Consider the following 22,067-nt stretch of genomic DNA (forward strand, 5'->3'; position numbering starts at 1 on the left):
CGAAATGAAAATCACCAAAATCGAAATCTTTGACTGCGAAGTCAATCGCCGCGATCCCTCGATGTTCAAGTTCAACCCTGTACTGCTGCGGGTACACACTGATGAGGGAGTAAGCGGTCTAGGAGAAGTTGGGCTCGCCTACGGAGCGGGGGCAAAAGCCGCGGTAGGCATGCTGCGAGACCTCGCGCCATACGCAATCGGCAGAGACCCCATGAATGTCGAAGCCTTGTGGGAGGGAATGTTTCGTGGCACATACTGGGGTATGGGTGGCGGACCCGTGGTCTACGGAGGCATCAGTGCCTACGACATTGCCATGTGGGACATCCGGGGGAAAGTCTTGGGCGCGCCAATCTATCAACTGCTCGGCGGGAAAACCAATGACAACCTGCGCACTTATGCAAGCCAGCTACAGTTTGGTTGGGGTGACCATTATCAAGTCAATACGGAGCCGGAGCAGTATGCAGCGACGGCACGCATCGCATTGGCCGAAGGATATGATGCAGTCAAAGTCGACCCCATCATGATCGGCCGGGATGGTTCGCTAGGCAGCTTCCAAGGCTTGAATCAGCGCTATTTCGGCCTATTGCAGCACGACGACATCAAAATGGGGGTCGAGCGTATTGCGGCAATCAGAGAGGCAGTAGGCCCCAACGTCGACATCATTTGTGAGATTCACTCGTTGTTGGGAACGAACTCCTCGATTCAGTTTGCGCGCGCGCTTGAGCCGTACAACATCTTCTATTATGAAGAGCCGATTAATCCACTGAATACCAAGAATTTTTCCAAGGTAGCCAATAGCATTAAAATTCCTGTGGCGACGGGTGAACGGTCCTACACCCGCTGGGGATATCGCGAATTGCTCGAACAGCAAGCACTAGCGGTAGTACAACCGGACCTGTGCCTGGTAGGTGGAATTACCGAAGGAAAGAAAATCTGCGATCTCGCTAACATCTATGACGCCACTGTTCAGGTGCACGTCTGCGGCGGGCCAGTCTCCACTGCAGCGTCGCTGCACATAGAAGCCGTAATTCCAAATTTCATTATTCACGAACACCACACGTTCGCACTGAAATCGTGTATCCGAGAGCTATGCATTAATGATTATCAGCCAGAAAATGGTCAATATCGAATTCCTGATGCTCCGGGACTTGGCCAGGAACTCAACGACGAAATTGCGATGGGCTATCTTGCCCATACCATCGAGTAGAATGACCTGATGCGCCAGGGAGAAGACGACTCGGAGTCAGTCTTGACTTCTGCTAAGCAGGGTCTTCTCCCTGGGCGTGAAACTACCGCTTATATGCTCCTCAAGTTTCGCACAAGCCTGGTCAACGTCCCCTTCTCCAAGTAGCTCGACAATACGCTTGTGGAATCCGAGCGATATCTGGAGGTGGGAATCTGGGAATGTCAGCCCGCTACGCATGGCCCAAACTTTTGTTGCAATCGTGCTGTAAGCCTTGGAGAGGTATGGATTATCTGAGAAGCGTAAAAGAAGTTGATGGAATTCGCTGTCGAGCTTCCTATACCCTTCCCTATAATTGCTGTCTTCGTGCTGCAGTTGATCCGCCTTCTGCAAATTTGCTTTTAGCGCCGGTAGCAACCTTGATGGGCCTGCCATCATTGCTGATCTGAGTGCCGCACTTTCCAATAAGCAGCGGACAGAACTTATCTGCTCGATTTCCGCTTCGTCGAGCGTAAAGATGAAGCTTCCCGCTCGAGGTTGAATCTGAATAAGACCATCCGCAGCAAGACAGCGTATTGCCGCACGGATCGGGGCCTTGCTAACCCCAAATAGCTGGGAAAGCTGGTTTTCTGTTATTTTTTCTCCCATCTCCAGCTCACCATTTGCAATCATGCTCTTTATCCTGTCATGGATTGCTAGCGTCTTCATAGAACCTTCTTTTATAGTATCCACGGATATCTCCTCTATTCCTTTCCGAGATATTCTTGTGACGTCAAAAGTGGAGGGCCGTGAACTGGTTCAGGATGCACCAAACTTCGTGGTGTAGACAGGCTGGTTTGCTACCCGCCTGATGTTCTCTACAAAACCCAATCACACAGGACTTGTGGGACTGCGGTCGTAATTCCAAGGCACAGAGACTCGCCTGGATAATCTGGCATTCTTGTGGGACCTTTTAGAAGTAACGTCGATTTGCTGGTCACCCCATCTGACTGCTCAGCGCTTGGCTCTAACTCCTTCCGCAAGGCATGAAGAGCCACAGAATGGTGGTCGCTGCGCGAGATCACCAGTTTGCCACTCTGCCGCTGCAACAATTTCATACCTAGCCGCACTTCCAGATTCTTGACCCGCGTGGTGACATTGGACGGCACCCGGTTTAGTTGCGCAGCCGCCTTTGTGATGCCGCCGCCATAATCGACCGCGGCCTGGAACACCTGCAGGGAATCGAGATTTCTGAAACAGTGGGCATTTTTGGCCATGTTCCTAGGGACAGCCACTCCTTACTCCCTTCCACAACTGCGCTCTGGGCCGGCTAATTTCTCCCCGGGAGAATGCCACTTCAAGGTCTGAGGGCATTCCACGCCGACGCCTCAGCTTCATCTGCTGTGCAAAGCAATGCGGCTATCGTCTCGCCAGCGGCTTGTGAGCTATCGCTCGGCTGTAGTATTTGCTTTCGCATCATGGATATTGCCTTGATGCACTGCCTGAGTGCTTGTTCCTTCTTCAGCTCCTCTTCCTGAGCAAGAGACGGAAAGCCGGGAGGCCCCTCCTGCCAACCGCTTCGTGGCTCGCTATAGCTCAGCAGAAGATTCTCAATAAGTGCCAGATCCTGATCTAGGCGAGCATTCAACTGGTCAATCACCCAGCGGCTGAACTGTCGACTGTCGTCGAGCAACCACTGGAATGTGGCTAGTGGGACTAGCGCGACAGCGCTAGCACGGACAGAACTCACGGCATAAGGCCGGGGCTGCCGGTTCAGTATGGCGCCTACGCCGAGCCACGCTCCAGCGAACACGCTCGAAAAGGCAATGCTCCGACCACCGCCGTCAACTGCATCGATTCTCAAAGCGCCTTCGATCACACCGAGCCAGTGCTGAGGCGCCGACCCACGCTGACAGACTACTTCACCAGCCAGATAGCGCTGGACGGACGCGTCCTGCTTGACGCGATCAAGCTGCTCGTCGCTCAGCCCCACACTCCAAGCAGCAGCGTCGATGAATCGAGAAAGATCAATGGACATGGTCCTCAGCACTGGTTGCGCACTAGCGTCATTGAAACCGGACTCCCGAGACCCGCGATAGGTCCCGGGAGCCAGTGTCACTGACTCTGGCTCAGCTGCTCCAGGATTCCCGGATTCTCCAGCGTCGAAATGTCCTGCGTAATGTGCTCACCCTTTGCCAGGGATCGCAGCAGGCGCCGCATGATCTTGCCCGAGCGCGTCTTAGGCAGGTTGTCCCCGAACCGAATTTCCTTCGGCTTGGCGATAGGGCCAATTTCCCTGCCTACCCAGCTACGCAACTCGGCCGCAATCCGGTGGGACTCATCACCTTCTGGGCGCGCGCGTTTGAGGACCACGAAGGCACAGATTGCCTCGCCCGTCGTATCATCGGGACGCCCTACCACTGCTGCCTCGGCCACCAAGGGGTTAGACACCAACGCCGACTCAATTTCCATCGTGCCCATTCGGTGCCCCGACACATTCAGCACGTCGTCGATGCGGCCCATGATGGTGAAGTACGCGGTGTTCTTATCGCGGATCGAGCCATCACCGGCTAGGTAAAGCTTACCGCCCAGCTCCTCTGGAAAGTAGCTCTTCTTGAACCGCGTGGGGTCGCCCCAGATGGTGCGAATCATCGACGGCCACGGCCGCTTGATCACCAGGATACCGCCGTTTCCGTTGGGCACCTCTTGGCCAGTCTCGTCGACAATGGCCGCCATGATGCCAGGCAACGGCAGCGTGCAGGAACCCGGAACCAACGAAGTTGCGCCCGGCAGCGGCGCAATCATATGGCCACCCGTTTCAGTCTGCCAGAACGTGTCGGCGACGGGGCACCGCCCCCCGCCAACGTTGGTGTGGTACCACATCCAAGCCTCTGGATTGATTGGCTCGCCTGCGGTTCCTAGCAGACGAAGGCTCGACAAATCGTACTGCTTCGGATGGATATTCTCGTCAGCTTCCGCTGCTTTGATCAGCGCGCGAATGGCTGTCGGCGCGGTGTAGAAAATGTTGACCTTGTGGCGCGCGATCATGTCCCAGAAGCGGCCCGCGTCAGGATAGGTCGGAATACCTTCAAACAGGACCTGCGTAGCGCCGGCCGCCAGTGGTCCATACGCGATATATGTATGCCCAGTAACCCAGCCAATATCAGCAGTACACCAGAAGATGTCATCGGGCTTGATGTCGAAGGTCCACTTCATCGTCATCCTTGCCCACAGCAAATAGCCCCCGGTGCTGTGCTGCACGCCCTTTGGCTTCCCCGTTGAGCCTGACGTGTAGAGCACGAACAGAGGATGCTCTGCGCTGACGGGCTCAGCCTCACAGGTATCCGGCTGGTTGGCGCAGAGGTCCTGCATCCAGTGGTCGCGCCCTGCTGTCCATCCCACGTTTCCGCCGGTGCGGCGGTAGACGATGACGTTCTCAACTGCCTCGCAGCCGCCCAGCGCCAGCGCATCATCTGCGATTGCCTTCAGCGAGAGCGCTTTGCCGCCACGCATCTGCTCGTCGGCTGTAATCAGCGCCACCGCCCCCACATCCGTGATCCGCTCATGGAGCGACTTTGCGGAGAAGCCGCCAAACACGACAGAGTGAGTAGCCCCTAGGCGCGCGCAGGCCTGCATTGCGATCACACACTCCACGGACATCGGCATGTAGATGACGACTCGGTCGCCCTTCTTGATGCCGCGCGTCTTCAGCCCATTGGCAAACCTGCATACCCTAGCGTGCAACTCGCGGTAGGTGAAGCGTGTCACCGTACCGTCGTCGGCCTCGAACACGATTGCGACCTTATCAGCATTGCCGTTCTGAAGGTTGCGGTCCAAGCAGTTATACGACGCGTTCAGCTCGCCATCTTCAAACCATGTATAGAACGGCGCATTGCTTTCGTCCAGCACCTTGGTAAAGGGCTTGTGCCAGTGCAGCAGCTCGTGCGCGTGACGAGCCCAAAAACCTTCATAGTCGCGCTCGGCTTCCTCGCACAACGCGTGATAGGCATCCATACCACGAACCGCGGCGACGGAACTGAATTCCGAGGGAGGTGGGAAAATACGGTGTTCCTGCAGGTGTGATTCAATCATCGTCATTGCTCTCAAGAAAACAATCCGTGCTGCACCGAGGCGTCGGCGCTCGCCCTCCGCGGCCCGACTCCTACGACCAGGTCAAATTTTCGGCCTTACTCTGAATGGTTGCTGGCGGACCAAGTCAACGCCGTCGCTCGTGCTGAGCCATCGGCTTCTCTTGCTTGCGCCAGGCAGCCGGTGGGATCCCAAACTCTCGCTTGAAAGCTCTGTTGAACGAGGTCTCAGATTCATAGCCAACCTTGGCAGCAATTTGGGCAAGACAGTCCTCTGTAGCAAGCAACGCACTTGCCGCCAACGAGATTCTCCACCGCACCAAATACTGCATGGGTGGTTCACCGAGACTTGCAACGAAACGGCCAGCGAGCGCCGAACGAGAAAGACCAACTGCCTTCGCGATCTGCTCTACTGTCCAAGGGGCCGCGGGGTCTTGATGCATGAGCGATAGCGCCCGTTGGACGAACCGGTCATTTGAGACGAGCAGAATCGATCCTTTGATCCGCTCTGCCTCCTTCACGTAATAGCGCATTGCTTCAACAAGCATGAGCTCAGAAATTCTCTGTACGACAATAGAACTCCCTACCGCCACACATGCTGACTCGGCAAGGCATGTCGTCATCGAGACACGAAGCCATTCAGCAAGAGGGTCGCCCCGAGGGATTCTCAGGAATCTCGGCATGCCCGTGAGCAGGGATGAAAGTCCCTGCCCTCCCTCAAACGCGACGAATCCGCATACCATTTTTGCAGCTCGGTCGAACTGAACTTCCTTCGTTACGCCATACCTTTGTACGTCAATACCGTTTCGAAGGTTCTCGCATTTCACTTCAATTGAACGCAACCGCTGATTGTCCTGACCACTACCTGCAAGGAAGTGGCTGTCGCCTTGAGGAAAAAATATCATGTCACCGGCGCTAAGCTCGACTTCTCCGCCGTCTTGCATCCATGCCAGACATTGGCCTTCCGTGACCAGATGGAATGCCATCAGGATCTCCGAGCGAGGCGACAAGAAGTCCATAATCGCTTGCGGGGCCGGGCTGACATAGCACCACTGCGAACGCAGTTCGGACTCAAGAAAGACTGAGCCGGTCAGCCGCATAGAGCGGAGGATGTCTGCGAGTACATCCATCACGCCTCCGCCCTCTGATTGGCCTCCACCTTACCGCTACACCGTCGCATGTCGCCGCGCGAACCCGCCATCTCCTCAAATACCCAGTCTCGAAAGGAGCGGACGACTGGCCGATCCAAGGAGCGCTGCGGACAAGTGAAGTAGTATGAATACGGGCAGTCAAGCGCATACGTCACGGGGGCCACCAGAAGGCCGGACGCGATCTCCGGTTGAACAAACCGGCCGTCCATCAACAAGATTCCTTGACCCGCGATTGCGGCCTCCAAGGCGAGCAGCGCGTTGCCAAAACGCCGCTCTTTAAGTGATGCCGGTTCCTGCATGGATGCTGCAGCAGACCATTCTGACCACCCGAACTTTTCCGTAGCACGGGACGTCGACGTGTCGCAGAGCAAAGGACCATCCATCAGCCTGTCCGGGGACGTGGCAATCTCCTGGGCTAGTTCGGGCGAGCAAAACGGCTTGAGTTGAACGTCCAGCAACTTCTGCACATGAAGATCCGGATAAATTCCATGCCCCAGTCGGATAGAGAGGTCAATGCCGGTTCTCAAGAAACCAGCAGCATCTGGCGGATTTACCGTTTCAGAATCTATGGAACCGATGCTGGCCTGGATGCGAACCTCCACCTCCGGACAACGTTCGTAAAAATGATGCAAGCGCGGAACGAGCCATTTGGTGGCAAACAAAGGCTCGGCGCATACGGTAATGCCCCACTGCGAATTTCCTTCGCGGCGCATTTGCTCAACCGCATCACTCAACGCCTCAAAGCCCTGTTGCAGCAAAGGCAGAGCCGCAACAGCAACTGGTGTCAGACTGACCGTCCTGTTGTGTCGCAGGAACAATTCCACGCCGAGATACTCTTCGAGGGCCTTGACCTGGTGGCTGACCGCAGCCGGCGTGACGTGCAGCTCTTTGGCAGCACGAGCAAAGCTCCTTGTCCGTGCGGCGGCCTCAAAATACAGTAAGGCAATTAGTGGGGGCAAACGTCTCATGGTCTCCGTCTCGTTCGTCCATCAGCGAAATCCCGTCCGATCTGGAAGCCACATCCGGCAGTAGACGACTACCCCGATGCTGCAATCCTTCAAAATAGCTATCGCTCACAAGGGTCAAGCGAAGCGATATTGATGCTCAGTAGCTCCAGACGGGCTTTCGTTTGGACAGGAAAGCATCGATACCCTCCTGCGCATCTTTGCCCATCAAGCTGACTGCGATTCCGTCAGTTGCAAAGTCATAGGCATCTGCAAGCTCCATCTCACGCTGCCGATAAAACTGCGATTTCCCAAACCGTAGGGCGACACCACTCTTGCTCGCAATCTCACTTGCGAGATTCGCCACCGTCTGGTCGAGCTCATCATGCGGGACAACCTCATTGACGAGGCCCCACTGCGCGACCGTTTTCGCGTCAAAGAAACGACCCGTGAAGAGCATGTTGAATGCGTGACGCGCTGGAATGGCCCGCGTGATGGCGACAGCAGGCGTCGCACAGAATGAGCCCAGGTTTATTCCGGCAGCGGCAAACCTTGCATTGGTACTGGCGATAGCCAGATCACATGCTGCGACAAGCTGACAGCCCGCCGCGGTTGCATCGCCATGGACTTTGGCAATAACCGGCACCGGCGTGGCTCGAATGCTCATCATTACTCTCGAACACAGCGCGAACAAGGAGCGGTAGTAATCGAGCGTCGCATTCTGGCGCATGTCTTTCAGATCATGACCAGCGCAGAAGGCACGGCCTGAGCCCGAGATGACAACGCATTTGACCTGAGCGTCTTCCGAAATCCGCAGGAACTCGACCTCAAGTGCAGTAAGTAGCTCTTCCGACAGGCAGTTCATCGAATTGGGGCGATTCAACTGCAAAGTCACGACGCCAGCCTCGTCGCTGCGTACTAATACTGGTTGTGTCGCACGTCCAGGTTCGTTCATCCCCAATCTCCGGTAGGCTTCGCTTTCTTCAACTGTGGCTCGCTGTGCTGTCCTGTGCATTGGCACACGTTGGCGCGGCAAAGTCCGCCCAGCGCTTGGTTTTCCCAGCCAATGATAAGTGGGGAAGCTCTCAGCGAATAGCGAATTCTTCTAGCGAATTGATTAGAAAAACTAAACTGAATTCGGGCGGAGACGGAACGAAGGAGCGGCCTGGGCTGCACATTAGTTCGCTCGGCGCCCCCCCCTCTCTATTGAGCTCACGCTAGGCCTAGCGCACTGAGGCGGCGGTACAGCGTGCGCTCGCTGCAGCCGATATGTGCAGCCAAAGCCTTACGGGTCCCCGCAAATTCCCGCACCAGTCGGCGAAGTTCAGCGTCATCGGGCATGACCGCCGGTCGACCCCGTTGGAGCGAGGAGGTGCGGACAACCGACCGCTGCACCGACCTGCCCTGGAGTTCCGTGAGCTCCGGCGGCAAGTCCTTGGCCCGTATGACTTCGTCGTCGGCAAATAGCATTGCCCGTTCCAGCGCATTGCGCAGTTCGCGAATGTTGCCCGGCCATCCATACGCGCACAGGCGCGACAAGGCCTCGCTATCGATCCGCAGGTTGTGCGCTTGGGGTACTGCCCTGCGCAGTAGCGACTGAGCCAGTAAGGGAATATCGTCGGGGCGTTCGCGCAATGATGGCAGGTGCATCGGAAAGGCGTTAATCCGGTACAGCAAGTCCTGCCTGAAAGTGCCTTGCGCAACCATCTGCTGTAGCGGCTTGTGGGTAGCTGCAACTAAACGGAAATCCGCGGAATGCGTTTCGAGTCCACCCACACGTCGAAAAGTGCGAGATTCGATAAGTCGTAGCAGCTTGACCTGCATGGTCAGGGGGACGTCACCGATCTCGTCCAGGAAAAGCGTACCTTGCTGAGCTGTCTCGACCAGGCCCGGCTTGCGAGCCATAGCCCCGGTGAACGCACCCTTCTCGTAGCCGAATAGCTCGCTTTCAAATAGGGCTTCTGACAGTCCGGAGCAATCGACTACGACAAAGGGTCCAGCGGCACGGTCGCTGGCGTCGTGCAGTGCCCGAGCAAATACCTCTTTGCCAGTGCCCGATTCCCCCTGAAGCAAGACCGGCAGGGCCGACGGCGCAACCCGCTGCAATAGTTCCACTGCGGCATTGAATGCCGGCGAGCGCCCAACTAACCCTCCCGCGCTGGCGCGAGCTGAAGCGCTCTTGACAGTTGCTAGTCGCTCGACGAATGCCATGATGGCACCATCAGGGCCCTTGATCGGCCGGAGCTCAACATCCACGTGCTCGGGACCCCTGGGGGTATGGTGCACATGCAGAACCCGGTCGCTCCCAAGGGTCTCTCTGGCTTTCTGCATCGGACAGTGTTCACCGGCCTTGTCACAGGGCACCTCATACCCATGTGACACTTGATAGCACTTGCGGCCAACATACTGTTTGCCATCGCCTGCGAACTGCCGTTGATAGGCGGCATTGGCGGCCACGATGTTGTAGTCCGGATCCAGCACGATCATCGGCTGCACTTCGTGCTCGAGGAACCCGATTAGCGGTCGCATTGCCTCTACATTGGCGGAGGTTTCTCCGACCACTGAAACCTTCTTGCGTGTCGTCATGATGGAAAGTAGTAGCGCCACCGGCACTGCCACACCCTGACACTGCCATCTCTGCCAATGGCAGCAAGTATGCCATAGCTCCGCAGCCTCAGGGCGCACGATCCGCCGGACATTCTCGCTATATGGTTGTTATTTAAGGGATTTCAAAGGCCCCGCTCAATGAATGCCGGACTGGCACGAAACTTGTTTCGGCTAGCATGAGTAATCAAATAACGGACAACCGTGGCAGCCCAGTTGAATTCACCCGCCCCGCGCCTCGCAGTCGAATCCTTCTTCGACTCGAGAACAAGCACCATAAGCTATATCGCCTTCGACGAAACCTCACGCCAGTGCGCAATCATCGACAGTGTGCTGGACTACGAGCCAAGTGCCGGTCGAACATCAACCGCCAGTGCCGACACGTTGCTTGCGCGCGTAGAGGCCCTGAGCCTGTCCGTGGTGTGGATACTGGAAACTCATGTCCATGCTGACCACCTTTCCGCCGCATCCTACTTGCAGACCCGTGTCGGAGGAAAATCTGCCATTGGAGAGCAGATTTCTGTAGTACAGGAAGTCTTTGGCGGTCTGTTCAACGCCGAACTTGGCTTCGCGCGGGACGGCAGCCAGTTCGATCGACTGTTGGCCGACGGCGACCGCTTGCAAATCGGTGGACTTGAAGTTTCCGTCCTGTCCACTCCTGGCCATACGCCAGCGTGCGTAACATATGTGGTCAGCGATGGACGCCAACGAGCCGCGTTTGTCGGGGACACGCTGTTCATGCCGGACTACGGTACTGCTCGCTGCGATTTCCCCGGCGGCGATGCACATACGCTGTACCGGTCTATCCAGCGCATCTTCGGCCTGCCTCTGGATACCGTGCTCTATATGTGCCACGACTACCAGCCGGGTGGTCGTTCGCCGCGCTTCAGCTCAACCGTCGAGGAACAGCGCCGCGAAAATCTGCACGTTCGGGACGGCATAGCCGAGAACGACTTCATCTCTATGCGCACGCAACGTGACGCAACGCTTGGCATGCCGGCTTTGCTTCTGCCGTCAGTGCAAATCAACATGCGCGCCGGGCGACTTCCAGAGCCCGAAGGCAATGGTGTGACCTATCTGAAGATTCCACTCAACGCGGTGTAGCGCTCACAGATCTCTCACCGCATTTTTCCGTGCCGCCTCAGGATGAACGGGGTGGCCTTCACCCTCCACCTGACGAAATCATGGATCCGCGCCCCCACGATCCCAGCACCCACACGCCCCTGCTCGACGAACATCGGCCCACCTTCCCCGCCGCCAGACTGGTGGACAGCCATACCATCGTGATTGTCGGCGCCGGTGCGGCGGGCATTGCAGTCGCAGCAAGCTTGCGTTCGCGAAACCCATCGCTCGATATTGCTTTGATTGATCCTGCCTCCACTCACTACTACCAACCGGGCTGGACGATGGTGGGCGGCGGGGTTTTCAAAGCGGCTGATACCGCGCGAGACATGTCAGCCTGCATCCCGCCCAATGTCTCCTGGGTACGAGCGGCGGTTTCAGCTTTCGAGCCGGAGCGCAACGAAATCCTCCTGGATAGCGGCCGTCGGATCCGATATGAGCGCCTGGTGGTCTGCCCAGGTCTCAAACTGAATTGGCAAGGCATCGAGGGGTTACCGGAGACACTGGGGCGCAATGGCGTTACCTCGAACTATCGGTTCGATCTCGCCCCATATACCTGGAAGCTGGTCAACACCGTGCGTGGAGGCAATGCAGTCTTCACTCAGCCTCCCATGCCGATTAAGTGCGCAGGCGCGCCGCAAAAGGCCATGTATCTCGCGTGCGATGCCTGGCGACGGTCAGGAATGCTGCAAGACATGAACGTCAGCTTCTTCAATGCCGGGGCGGTGCTGTTTGGCGTGCCCGACTACGTCCCAGCACTGATGTCGTACGTTGAGGCATATGGCATTGCTTTGCGCTTCCAGCACAGGCTGGTCTCAATCGACGGACCCACGAAGCTGGCTCGCTTCGTGCGGACTTTGCCTGACGGAACGACCGACACCGTCGAGCAAGGCTTTGACATGATTCATGTGGTACCGCCACAGACGGCACCAGACTTCATCAAGTTCAGCCCATTGGCCGACTCTGCTGGCTGGGTGGATGTCCATGCTGGCACGCTGCGCCATACAGCATTCGACAACATCTGGGCACTTGGTGACGTCGCCAATACCACCAATGCCAAGACCGCCGCGGCAGCGCGCAAGCAAGCACCCATCGTCGCACACAACGTGCTGGCCAGTCTCGGCCAGGAATACGGAACAGCGTGTTATGACGGGTATGGCTCCTGTCCGCTCACGGTCGAGCGCGGCAAGATCGTCCTCGCCGAGTTCCTATATGGCGGAAAAGTGAGCCCGACCCTTCCCACGTGGCTCATCGACGGCACGCGTCCCTCCCGCGCTGCTTGGGTGCTCAAGGCCAACGTATTACCGGCGTTGTATTGGGAGGCAATGCTCAAAGGCCGGGAGTGGTTGGCGCGGCCAGCTATTAGCCGATAACCATTGCCGGCAGGGACTGCGCTTCGTTTCCCTGTCACCACCCTCATCCAACTCAGTCAACGTCGTACATATGCAGAGCAAAACTTGTCCAACCGGAATCGATACCATCCTGAGCCACGCCGGTAGCTCCCCAGATGACCACCATGGCTTTGTGAACCCGCCGGTCTATCGCGGCTCGACTGTTGTCTTTCCTGACGTTGAAACGATGACCCGCGGCGCGCAGCGCTATCAGTATGGGCGCCTGGGCAATCCGAACACCGCGGCACTGTGCGATGCGATCTCCACGCTTGAAGGGGCCGAAGGAAGCGTCCTGTGCCCATCAGGCCTTTCCGCCTGCATCACCGCCATTCTCACGGCCGTTGGAGCGAACGGCCACATCCTGATGCCGGACAGCGTCTACGGACCGGTGCGCCATTTCTGCAATACAGCCGCCCACCGGTTCGGAATCGAAACAACCTACTATGACCCCCGCATCGGCGTCGGCATCGAGTCGCTATTCCGGCCCAATACCATGGCGGTCTATACCGAATCTCCGGGCTCGCACACCCTTGAGTTGCAGGATATACCGGTTATCGCCGAAGTCGCCCATCGCCGCGGTGCTCTGGTAATCATGGATAACACGTGGGCAACTCCTTTGTACTTTAAGGCCGTCGCCCACGGCGTCGATCTTTCGGTGATGGCTGCAACAAAGTACATCACTGGCCATTCAGATACCTTGCTGGGGACCATTGCAGCGTCAAGCCGTGCTTGGGACAGACTCAAGGACTTTCACTTTCAGATGGGGCAATATGCTGGCCCGGACGATGTCGCGCTCGTGTTGCGAGGCCTTCGCACGCTCGGTGTACGGCTACCCCGGCACCAGGAAAGCGCTCTGAAAATCGCAAAATGGCTCGAGAGTCGCGAGGAAGTTGCAAGGGTCATCCACCCCGGGCTGCCTTCACATCGCGACCACGCAATCTGGCTCAGAGATTTTTCCGGTGCCAGCGGCCTGTTCTCCTTCGTGACAAAGCCGGCGCCGGTGGAGGCCGTTCACGATATGCTTAACGACCTGACCTACTTTTCGCTCGGCTACTCATGGGGAGGCTTCGAGAGCCTTGCGATGACCATGGATCCAAAGACTGTGCGTACCGCCACCGACTGGGATGACCAAGGGCACCTGGTACGGCTGCATATTGGGTTGGAGGATCCGCGTGACTTGATCGCAGATCTGGAGGAAGGCTTCAAGCGCTTCCGGGCAAAGCACTGAAGGCCGCAGTGGCCGCACCACGTATCGCGGTGCGGCCCTACCACCCTCCATCAGTCAACGCATGCCGCCTTGACACCGCTTTCTGCAAGCATTTCTCGCAACCGCATCTTCTGGATCTTCCCCGTGGCATTGATGGGCATCGCGTCGATGAAAATCACGTCGTCGGGAATCGACCACTTTGCGATCCTTCCCGAATAGAAGGAGAGCATCTCATCTCGCGATACCTTGCTTTCCGGCCGTCTGACAACGAAGACCACGGGCCGCTCGCCCCATTTCGGATGCGGCAGAGAGACACATGCTGCCATAGAGACCCCAGGATGCGAGGCAGCAATATTCTCGATGTCGATTGACGAAATCCACTCGCCCCCGGACTTAATAACGTCTTTCAGGCGGTCCGTGATCTGCAGATAACCATCTGCGTCAATTGTCGCGACGTCACCAGTTGGAAACCATCCGCTCTCAAGTGCTGTGTCAGCTTGACCAAAGTACTCGCCTACGACCCAGTGACCGCGCACCATCAGTTCACCGCATGACTCACCGTCCCATGGCTGCTCGGTGCCTTTCCCGGCGGAGATCTTCATATCGATCCCGAACAAGGCCCTGCCTTGCTTGTCCAACACACGCTCCCTGGCTTCTTCCAGCAAGTCCTGGTGACGTGCAAGCAGCGTTCCACAGGTGCCCACGGGCGAGGTTTCGGTCATGCCCCAGGCCGGGAACGCGTGGATCCCTGCGATTCGGCAAGACTCTCGTAGAACCGGCGGCGTTGTGGCACCACCAATTACGATACGCCTCAAGGAGGAGAACTTCGCACCGGTGTCCTCTACATACCGTAGCATGTCAATCCACACCGTCGGCACGCCGGCGGCAAAGGTCACACGCTCCTCCTCCAGCAAAGCATAAAGCGATTCGCTGTCATTGTTAGGCCCCGGTAGAACGAGCTTCGCCCCAACCATGGCGGCAATATATGGGAAGCCCCAAGCGTTGACGTGGAACATGGGAACCACCGGCATGATCACGTCTTTAGCGGAACAGTTGAGCGAATCCGGCATAGCCGCTGCGTAACAGTGCAGCAGTGTTGAGCGGTGCGTATACATCACGCCCTTGGGATTACCAGTCGATCCAGATGTATAGCAAAGCGCCGAAGGACTACGCTCGTCAAACGTCGGCCAGGTCGAGATTGGCGAGACGGACGCCATCAAGTCTTCATAGCACAGCAAGTCGAGCTTCGATGAAGCTGGCATTGCAGCTCGCTCGGCCAGGGCAACCCACTTCTCTACCCTTGGACAGTGCTGCGCAAGCTGCTCTACCAGAGGAAGGAAGGTTAGGTCGAAGAAGACGACACGGTCGTTTGCGTGGTTGACGATGTAGGCGATCTGATCCAAATGCAGTCGTGGATTGACCGTGTGGCAAACCGCTCCGCTACCAGACGTGCCGAAGTAGATCTCCAGGTGTCGGTACGTATTCCATGCAAGCGTTCCGACCCTGTCACCGAATTTGACATCGAGCTTTCCCAGCATACTGGCTAGCTGACGGGAGCGCCGTTCGCAATCACGGTAGGTGTACCGATGCAGTCCGCCCTCGACACAGCGCGTTACGATCTCCGTTCTACCGTGATGGCGACCCGCATGCACGATTGCGTCCGAGATCATTAGCGGCATGTACATCATGTGGTTCATTCAGTGTCTCCTCTTTCTCACCTTCCCCTGCCAGTGCGAAGCACCAGGCACTCCGATGCGCCGACATATCTGACGTGTGAATTCTTCTTGATCTCGCACCGGCTCACCATAGAGCCAGTCCAACGACGGAGTATTGGTCAAGAATTCAGGCGTCTCTGTCATTCAAGTCATGCACCAGAAGCACGCATACTCAATAGACGCAAGGCGAGCCTGTCTAGCGTCAACTCAAACGGACCGCAAGGAACACTTATGCCGCTCATCAACGTAAAAGTCATCGAAGGCGTTTTCTCCGCAGCCGACAAGGAAAAGATCATTTCCACCCTTACTGACGCCATGGTGTCGATCGAGGGCGAAAACATGCGCCCCGTTACGTGGGTTGTCGTTGAAGAAGTAAAGAGCGGTGACTGGGGCATTGCCGGAAACGCACTAACGACCGAGAAGGTGAAGGCACTGGCCGCAGGCAAGTAACTCACCCCGAAGGGACTCCAGCGACAACCCCCTGAAGCTCCTAAGCTTACGTCGTTGGGGCCCTTTCATCGCTTCCTCAGCTTGCGCCACCTCTAACGCGCAACCAGCGCTTGACCAGATGGTTCTGGTCGCTCATAGCGGCCTGAGCCGTAAGTCGCCCCGCCCCCCCAGCCCCGTAGCAATTTTCTCAGCCCGAAGAGGTGGGCCACGCAGGGCTCTGCGGACATTCCCCCTCTCTGACTACCGACGGTGGCCAGGCTAGGCTCCGCGCTCCGGCTCGACCCCAACCAACTGGCTGGACTCCTCGTCGGTGAACAGCCGCGATCGTGTCAAGAATCGTAAGCCGGTAGCTCGCTCGATGGAGAACATGCCACCGTTGCCAGGCACGACGTCGATGATTAGTTGCGTGTGGCGCCAGTACTCGAACTGGGATTCGCTCATGTAGAACGGCGAGCCTCCGATTTCTCCCAGCTTGATGTCGGAGCTCCCTAGCAGAAACTCATGGCGCGGGAAACACATTGGTGCGCTGCCGTCACAGCAACCACCGGATTGGTGAAACAAGACTGGCCCGTGTGTTTCTATTAGGCGAGAGATCAGAGCCAACGCTTCTTCGGTCGCGACAACGCGCGGCGGAATACCCAAATTCATAGAGATCGTCCCAAAAAAATCCGGCCGCCAGGACAGAGCGGCCGGCAAACACCATGGAGGCACCCGACACTCTCCACTGAAGTACTACACCGATTTTTTGCTCAGAGCTTCCTCATAGGTCTCCCGTGCAAGCGCGGTCGCGACGAGGCTTATGATCCCCAGTATGATCATGTAGAGACAGATGCCCCATGTCTTCCCGTCGTTAATCTTGAGCAGCAAGGTGGCAATCAGTGGCGCCAGGCCTCCTGACAACACAGCACCGATGGCATAACCAATATTTGCACCGCTAAGACGAACCTTGGTACCGAAGAGCTCCGAGAAGTACACGGCTTGCGGACCGTACATGGCATCATGCAACACATTCAGGCCGATAATCATGCCGATTGTGATAAGGACTACCGAGCCACTTTGTGCCATCCAGAAGAACGGAACGACGAAGAGCATCGATGCAACCGTACCGAACATGTACACCTTTTTCCGCCCGATGAGATCGGACAGGTAGGACCATGCAGGTAGTGTGACGAAGCCGATTGCACTCGAAATCAGGATGGCCTGCAAGCCAATTGACTTGTCCAGTTTCAGCGTCCCGACGATGTAGCTCAGCATGAAGACGCTGTACAGATAGAACAAGGCATTTTGCAAGAGCTTCATGCCTATCGTTAGATACAGAGTCTTTCTCTGAGTACGCAACATTTCCATTGCGGGTGCCTCAGATACTTCCTTCCGCTCCTTCATCTGCTCGAACACCGGGGATTCACGCAGCTTGAGGCGGATGAACATGCCAATCAGCACCATCACGACGCTTCCAATAAAAGGAATTCGCCATCCCCATGCCAACAACTCATCGTTGCTCATGCTCGAGGAAACGAGCATGAACACCAACGTCGAAAGCAATAGCCCCGCCGGCCCGCCAATTTGAGGAAAGCTACCGAACAAGCCGCGCCGGTTTGCTGGGGCATGCTCAACCGCCATTACAACAGCAGAACCCCATTCTCCGCCCACAGCGAATCCTTGAATAAGCCGAAGAATGCACAGCATCACAGCAGCCCAGGCGCCGACTGTTTCGTATGTCGGCAACAGCCCGATTGCAACAGTGCTACCTCCCATAAGCCATAAGGAGAGTACCAATATGGTCTTTCGCCCTACACGATCTCCATAGTGACCGAATACCGCTGCCCCAACGGGTCGGGCAACGAAGCCTACGGCATACGTAGCGAACGCGGCGATTGTCCCGACCCACGGATCCATCGAGGGAAAGAATAGATGTGGAAAAATCAGTGCCGCACAAGTTCCGTATAGATAGTAGTCGTACCACTCCACTGCTGTACCGATAAGGCTTGCGACTGCTACCTTTCGGTGCTCGCCTCTTGATATTGGCGGAGCTGCCATTGCGTCCATCGGACGCGCTTCCGCGACGCGAGTTGTCATCCTTGTCTCCTCTAATAGTTAGTGACTGCGGTACTACCTGGTCAGTTACAGCTATTGGAAAGGCTTTACCGAGAAACTCCGATCAAGATTGCGTCAGCCTCAAGAGCCGATGCTTAGTTTGTGCAGGTGCCGCCAGGGTCGAAGCCGTTCGTAGCGTCGCTTCGCCAATTTTTTTCACTTTCAGAAGTGCAGACACCTAGGCAGGGTCAGCGATGACTGGCGCGTCAAATACCTCGATCCTCGGCGCAGATTCTGTGAATTTCGCTATCTCGACACGTGCCGAGTGAGAGGCCGGTCCTTGCGCGAGCCGCGAAGTCCGTAGATCGTGGGTAAGGACGTTGGGGTTCCCGTGGCGGTCTCGACTGTCTGGAGCTGAAAAATCGGGGTCATACCAGGCACCCGTGCAAAGGAATACAACTCCGGGCTTTATTTGACGGGTGACGACGGCCCCTGCAAGGCAACGGCCGTACTCATTCATCACCTCAACGACATCTCCGTGGGCGATTTCCCGCGCCTCGGCGTCCTGTGGGTGAATCAAGATTGGCTCGCGTCCCTGGACCTTTCGGCTTAGGCTGAACGCTCCATTGTCGAGTTGACTATGAAGCCGGGTCTCTGGCTGACCAGATAGCAGCGAGAGGGGAAACTGCTGGGCAGTCGATGACTGCCAGGCGCGTGGTGGAAACCATGTGGGGTGGCCCGGGCAATCGCTATAGCCGAACCCTGCAATTACATCAGACGCCAACTCAATCTTCCCGCTCGGCGTGGGGAGTGGAAACCTGTTCGGTTCGGTTCGGAAATCGGAGAGAAAGACCGCATCCTTATTTCTATCCTCGAGCTCAATCACATCTCCCGAAAGGAAGTCCGCCCAATCTGGCAACTCGATCCCGCTACGCTCTGCGTTACCTTGGAGCTCACTCCACATTCTTTCGAGCCACTCCGATGATGATAGGCCCTCACTAAACTGCATCCCTAACCCGAGGCGTTTTTCCAGATCGCAATAGATGTCATACTCGCAGCGCGCCTCGCCCGGTGGGGGCACTGCCTGTGGCATGGGGATGAGCGAATTGTCCTGCGTACCACCACAGAAGTCGGTACGTTCGAGCGGTGCCGCTACCGGCAATACAATATCCGCGTGTCGTGCGCTGGCCGTCCAGTTGATTTCATTGACGATGATGGTTTCGGGGCGCTGAAACGCCTGGCGCAACCGATTCAGATCCTGATGGTGATGGAAGGGGTTACCACCGGCCCACCACACCAACCTGGCGTCCGGGAACTGCATCTTCTGACCGTTGTACTCATAGGCTTCACTAGGGTGAAGCAACATATCGGCAATCATTGCCACAGGAATGTACGTGTCCACAGGATTCTCACCTTGGGGAAACGCCGGCCATCCAATGGGCCTGTCCACACATCCCATAGTCGCTTCCGAGGCATAGGCAATACCGTACCCGCCGCCCGGCAGGCCAATCTGTCCGAGCATCGATGCCAATGCAACCGTCATCCAAAGCGGCTGCTCGCCATAATCGGCGCGCTGGAGTGCCGCGGCGGTACAGATAAGTGTGCGTTGGGCAGCCATCTCCCGCGCAAGGGTTCGGATGCGCGTAGCAGGCAGGCCGGACTGCTTCGCGGCCCAGTCCGCGTCCTTTGGCTGCCCATCGGGCTCTCCCCGAAGATATGACGCAACCTTCTCGAATCCCACCGTATAGCGTTCTAGGAAGCTTCGATCTACCAGGCCTTCAGACAGAAGGGTGTGTGCAATTCCCATCATGATGGCCGTATCGGACCCTGGGGTGGGCGGCAGCCATTCCGCCTCGAGAAAATCCTCCGCATCGCCGCGAAACGGGCTGATGTTGATAAAGCGAACACCAGCTTGCACGCAGTTCTCGAGTTCGCGGCGCAGCCGATGCTTACCGACACCACCGCTGCCCACTTGCGCGTTCCTCAACGGCAGTCCACCGAACATGACTACCAGTCGTCCCTCTTTGGCGACTGTGCGCCAACGCGTCGCTTGCTTTACATGATCCCGAAAATTGCCGACGATGTGTGGCATCAGTACCAGCGCCGCGTTGAAGCTATAGTTGCCCTCCGAGCGGACAGAGCCGCCAAATGCATTGAGAAAGCGCTTCAACTGACCTTGCGCATGGTGGAAGCGTCCCGCACTTGCCCAGCCGTAGGATCCTGCAAAGATGGCTTCGTTTCCATGCGTGGAACGGACCCTCAACAATTCCTCGGATACCAAATTGAGAGCGGCGTCCCAACTTACTTCGACATACCGGTCCTTTCCACGCTCACCCAAACGTGACAAAGGTCCGTTACGCAAGTAACCTTCGCGAATCGACGGTCGAAGGACACGCGCTGTGCCTTGAAGGCTATCGGCTATGTTCTCGTTGATTCGGGATGGATTTGGATCGTCCAGGTAAGGCGCTACGGACTGTATCCGACCCCCAACCGTTTCCACTACCCCGGCTCCCCAGTGGCTGGCCGTAATCGTTTTGCGAATGATGTGGATAGGATCGTTCATGGATCTGTTTTTCCAAAACCAGGGAAACAAGTAGACACACCGAAACTGCCGAAACAGATGGAACAGTTACCCCGGGCCCCACAAGGGAAACCGGGGATAGAAAGATCAGAAGAAGCCGAGGGCGTTCGGGCTGTAACTGACCAGCATGTTCTTCGTCTGTTGGTAGTGATTGAGCATCATCTTGTGATTTTCACGACCCATACCAGACTGCTTGTAGCCACCGAATGCGGCATGTGCCGGATAGGCGTGGTAGCAGTTGGTCCAGACGCGGCCCGCCTGGATTTCGCGACCGAAGCGATAGGCACGAGTGCCGTCGCGGGTCCACACTCCCGCGCCGAGACCATACAACGTGTCGTTGGCGATCTCGAGGGCCTCCTCTTCCGTCTTGAAGGTCGTCACCGACAACACCGGCCCGAAGATCTCCTCCTGGAAGATTCGCATTTTGTTGTGACCGCGGAATACGGTCGGCTTGATGTAGTAGCCCTTCGCGAGGCTACCTTCCAGCACTTTGCGTTCGCCACCAGCAAGCAGTTGCGCCCCTTCCTGCTTGCCTAGATCGATATACGAGAGGATCTTGTCGAGTTGTTCGTTGGATGCCTGAGCACCAATCATGGTGGACAAGTCCAATGGATGCCCCTGCTTGATGGCCTCGACGCGCTTGATTGCCCGCTCCATGAAGCGGTCGTAGACCGATTCCTGAATCAGCGCGCGCGAGGGACACGTACAGACCTCACCTTGGTTCAGGGCGAACATGGCGAAGCCTTCGAGCGCCTTGTCGAAGAACGCATCATCCTTGTCGAGCACGTCGGCGAAGAAGATGTTGGGGCTCTTGCCACCCAGCTCCAGCGTGACCGGAATCAGGTTCTGGCTGGCGTACTGCATGATCAGACGACCGGTCGTCGTTTCACCCGTGAACGCGATCTTGGCGATGCGCTTGTTGGATGCCAACGGCTTGCCAGCTTCCAGGCCGAAGCCATTGACGACGTTGAGAACGCCCGGGGGCAGCAAGTCTCCAATGACCTCGAGAAGCACCATGATTGACGCGGGCGTCTGCTCGGCGGGCTTGAGTACCACACAATTGCCGGCGGCCAGCGCCGGGGCAAGCTTCCACGTTGCCATCAGCAACGGGAAATTCCAGGGAATGATTTGCCCGACAACACCAAGCGGCTCGTGGAAGTGGTACGCAACGGTGTCGCGGTCGATCTCCGAGATGCCACCTTCCTGAGCACGAATCACGCCGGCGAAGTAGCGAAAGTGATCGATAGCCAGCGGCAAATCCGCAGCCATCGTTTCACGCAGCGGCTTCCCGTTATCAATCGACTCGGCTACAGCGAGTCGCTTCAGGTTCGCCTCCATCCGGTCGGCGATGCGTGCCAGCACGTTTGCTCGCTCGGTGACCGAAGTCCGTCCCCATGCGTCTTTGGCAGCGTGCGCAGCGTCCAGGGCAAGTTCGATGTCATCCGCGTTGGAGCGCGCGATCTTGCAAAAAACTTCGCCAGTAATTGGCGACAGATTATCGAAATACAGGCCAGAAACCGGGGGAACCCACTTTCCACCGATGAAGTTGTCGTAGGACGACTGATACGGAAATTCGATGCCCAGGAATTGCATCTCGGCGTGGTTCATAGTGTTGCTC

18 protein-coding genes are annotated in these 22,067 nt (G+C 57.0%); 5 read left to right on the forward strand and 13 right to left on the reverse strand.

What is annotated here, in order from left to right; genetic code table 11:
* Positions 1–4: 4 nt before the first annotated feature.
* Entirely contained in the window at positions 5–1,207 is a 1,203-nt protein-coding gene (locus ACZ5MJ_RS35325; RefSeq protein WP_464227465.1) for a mandelate racemase/muconate lactonizing enzyme family protein, read from the forward strand.
* 36 nt (positions 1,208–1,243) lie between these two features.
* Here the strand turns inward: ACZ5MJ_RS35325 and ACZ5MJ_RS35330 are convergent, their stop codons facing one another.
* The 8 genes from ACZ5MJ_RS35330 to ACZ5MJ_RS35365 all read right to left on the reverse strand — a co-directional run bounded on the left by ACZ5MJ_RS35330 (position 1,244) and on the right by ACZ5MJ_RS35365 (position 9,874).
* On the reverse strand, positions 1,244–1,915 hold the full coding sequence (locus ACZ5MJ_RS35330) for a GntR family transcriptional regulator (protein WP_464227466.1): 672 nt from the start codon (positions 1,913–1,915) through the stop codon (positions 1,244–1,246).
* A 125-nt stretch (positions 1,916–2,040) separates the two neighbouring features.
* Positions 2,041–2,439, reverse strand: coding sequence for a helix-turn-helix domain-containing protein (locus ACZ5MJ_RS35335; protein WP_464227467.1), 399 nt, complete (start codon positions 2,437–2,439; stop codon positions 2,041–2,043).
* An 80-nt stretch (positions 2,440–2,519) separates the two neighbouring features.
* Entirely contained in the window at positions 2,520–3,200 is a 681-nt protein-coding gene (locus ACZ5MJ_RS35340) for a Crp/Fnr family transcriptional regulator (protein ID WP_464227469.1), read from the reverse strand.
* A gap of 77 nt (positions 3,201–3,277) precedes the next feature.
* On the reverse strand, positions 3,278–5,260 hold the full coding sequence (acs, locus tag ACZ5MJ_RS35345) for an acetate--CoA ligase (RefSeq protein ID WP_464227470.1): 1,983 nt from the start codon (positions 5,258–5,260) through the stop codon (positions 3,278–3,280).
* Positions 5,261–5,378: 118 nt separating this feature from the next.
* Entirely contained in the window at positions 5,379–6,380 is a 1,002-nt protein-coding gene (locus ACZ5MJ_RS35350; protein ID WP_464227471.1) for an AraC family transcriptional regulator, read from the reverse strand.
* Positions 6,380–7,369 carry a LysR substrate-binding domain-containing protein gene (locus ACZ5MJ_RS35355; protein ID WP_464227472.1) on the reverse strand — a complete coding sequence of 330 codons (990 nt, stop codon included), beginning with the start codon at positions 7,367–7,369 and terminating at the stop codon, positions 6,380–6,382. Before ACZ5MJ_RS35355 ends, ACZ5MJ_RS35350 begins: the two co-directional genes overlap by 1 nt.
* Before the next feature lie 136 nt (positions 7,370–7,505).
* Positions 7,506–8,300, reverse strand: a complete 795-nt coding sequence (locus ACZ5MJ_RS35360; protein WP_464227473.1) for an enoyl-CoA hydratase — start codon at positions 8,298–8,300, stop codon at positions 7,506–7,508.
* A gap of 257 nt (positions 8,301–8,557) precedes the next feature.
* The gene (locus ACZ5MJ_RS35365; RefSeq protein ID WP_464227528.1) at positions 8,558–9,874 is read right to left on the reverse strand and encodes a sigma-54 interaction domain-containing protein; all 1,317 of its coding nucleotides are present in this window, start codon (positions 9,872–9,874) and stop codon (positions 8,558–8,560) included.
* Between the two features lie 279 nt (positions 9,875–10,153).
* Between ACZ5MJ_RS35365 and ACZ5MJ_RS35370 the strand changes: the two genes are divergently transcribed.
* The 3 genes from ACZ5MJ_RS35370 (at position 10,154) to metC (ending at position 13,690) form a co-directional block, all read left to right on the forward strand.
* Positions 10,154–11,053 (forward strand): MBL fold metallo-hydrolase, encoded by a 900-nt coding sequence (locus tag ACZ5MJ_RS35370; protein WP_464227474.1) that lies wholly within the window; start codon positions 10,154–10,156, stop codon positions 11,051–11,053.
* An 80-nt stretch (positions 11,054–11,133) separates the two neighbouring features.
* On the forward strand, positions 11,134–12,444 hold the full coding sequence (locus ACZ5MJ_RS35375) for an NAD(P)/FAD-dependent oxidoreductase (protein WP_464227475.1): 1,311 nt from the start codon (positions 11,134–11,136) through the stop codon (positions 12,442–12,444).
* 70 nt (positions 12,445–12,514) lie between these two features.
* Entirely contained in the window at positions 12,515–13,690 is a 1,176-nt protein-coding gene (metC, locus tag ACZ5MJ_RS35380) for a cystathionine beta-lyase (RefSeq protein WP_464227476.1), read from the forward strand.
* A 50-nt stretch (positions 13,691–13,740) separates the two neighbouring features.
* On the opposite strand, the gene ACZ5MJ_RS35385 is transcribed toward metC, so the two are convergent.
* A complete protein-coding gene (locus ACZ5MJ_RS35385; protein ID WP_464227477.1) occupies positions 13,741–15,366 on the reverse strand; it encodes a 3-(methylthio)propionyl-CoA ligase in 1,626 nt (541 codons plus the stop codon).
* Positions 15,367–15,615: 249 nt separating this feature from the next.
* On the opposite strand from ACZ5MJ_RS35385, the gene ACZ5MJ_RS35390 reads away from it, so the two are divergent.
* Positions 15,616–15,834, forward strand: coding sequence for a tautomerase family protein (locus ACZ5MJ_RS35390; protein WP_111516981.1), 219 nt, complete (start codon positions 15,616–15,618; stop codon positions 15,832–15,834).
* Between the two features lie 258 nt (positions 15,835–16,092).
* Here ACZ5MJ_RS35390 and ACZ5MJ_RS35395 read toward each other — a convergent pair whose 3' ends face one another.
* The 4 genes from ACZ5MJ_RS35395 to adh all read right to left on the reverse strand — a co-directional run bounded on the left by ACZ5MJ_RS35395 (position 16,093) and on the right by adh (position 22,057).
* Positions 16,093–16,482 (reverse strand): DUF779 domain-containing protein, encoded by a 390-nt coding sequence (locus tag ACZ5MJ_RS35395; protein ID WP_464227478.1) that lies wholly within the window; start codon positions 16,480–16,482, stop codon positions 16,093–16,095.
* Between the two features lie 84 nt (positions 16,483–16,566).
* Complete coding sequence (locus tag ACZ5MJ_RS35400; protein ID WP_464227479.1) at positions 16,567–17,910, reverse strand: MFS transporter; 1,344 nt, start codon at positions 17,908–17,910, stop codon at positions 16,567–16,569.
* A gap of 196 nt (positions 17,911–18,106) precedes the next feature.
* A complete protein-coding gene (locus ACZ5MJ_RS35405) occupies positions 18,107–20,431 on the reverse strand; it encodes a molybdopterin-dependent oxidoreductase (protein WP_464227480.1) in 2,325 nt (774 codons plus the stop codon).
* A gap of 105 nt (positions 20,432–20,536) precedes the next feature.
* A complete protein-coding gene (adh, locus tag ACZ5MJ_RS35410) occupies positions 20,537–22,057 on the reverse strand; it encodes an aldehyde dehydrogenase (RefSeq protein ID WP_464227481.1) in 1,521 nt (506 codons plus the stop codon).
* Positions 22,058–22,067: the final 10 nt, after the last annotated feature.

It is taken from the genome of Cupriavidus sp. LA-1 (assembly GCF_055385985.1).

Bases quoted from the DNA above. Each gene is read 5' to 3' on its own strand.
- ACZ5MJ_RS35395 (WP_464227478.1), bottom strand. From the start codon at position 16,482: ATGAATTTGGGTATTCCGCCGCGCGTTGTCGCGACCGAAGAAGCGTTG.
- ACZ5MJ_RS35375 (WP_464227475.1), top strand. From the start codon at position 11,134: ATGGATCCGCGCCCCCACGATCCCAGCACCCACACGCCCCTGCTCGAC.
- ACZ5MJ_RS35400 (WP_464227479.1), bottom strand. From the start codon at position 17,910: ATGACAACTCGCGTCGCGGAAGCGCGTCCGATGGACGCAATGGCAGCT.
- ACZ5MJ_RS35360 (WP_464227473.1), bottom strand. From the start codon at position 8,300: ATGAACGAACCTGGACGTGCGACACAACCAGTATTAGTACGCAGCGAC.
- acs (WP_464227470.1), bottom strand. From the start codon at position 5,260: ATGACGATGATTGAATCACACCTGCAGGAACACCGTATTTTCCCACCT.
- ACZ5MJ_RS35385 (WP_464227477.1), bottom strand. From the start codon at position 15,366: ATGAACCACATGATGTACATGCCGCTAATGATCTCGGACGCAATCGTG.
- ACZ5MJ_RS35325 (WP_464227465.1), top strand. From the start codon at position 5: ATGAAAATCACCAAAATCGAAATCTTTGACTGCGAAGTCAATCGCCGC.
- ACZ5MJ_RS35405 (WP_464227480.1), bottom strand. From the start codon at position 20,431: ATGAACGATCCTATCCACATCATTCGCAAAACGATTACGGCCAGCCAC.
- ACZ5MJ_RS35350 (WP_464227471.1), bottom strand. From the start codon at position 6,380: ATGGATGTACTCGCAGACATCCTCCGCTCTATGCGGCTGACCGGCTCA.
- ACZ5MJ_RS35365 (WP_464227528.1), bottom strand. From the start codon at position 9,874: ATGCGACCGCTAATCGGGTTCCTCGAGCACGAAGTGCAGCCGATGATC.
- ACZ5MJ_RS35355 (WP_464227472.1), bottom strand. From the start codon at position 7,369: ATGAGACGTTTGCCCCCACTAATTGCCTTACTGTATTTTGAGGCCGCC.
- adh (WP_464227481.1), bottom strand. From the start codon at position 22,057: ATGAACCACGCCGAGATGCAATTCCTGGGCATCGAATTTCCGTATCAG.
- ACZ5MJ_RS35390 (WP_111516981.1), top strand. From the start codon at position 15,616: ATGCCGCTCATCAACGTAAAAGTCATCGAAGGCGTTTTCTCCGCAGCC.
- ACZ5MJ_RS35335 (WP_464227467.1), bottom strand. From the start codon at position 2,439: ATGGCCAAAAATGCCCACTGTTTCAGAAATCTCGATTCCCTGCAGGTG.
- metC (WP_464227476.1), top strand. From the start codon at position 12,515: ATGCAGAGCAAAACTTGTCCAACCGGAATCGATACCATCCTGAGCCAC.
- ACZ5MJ_RS35340 (WP_464227469.1), bottom strand. From the start codon at position 3,200: ATGTCCATTGATCTTTCTCGATTCATCGACGCTGCTGCTTGGAGTGTG.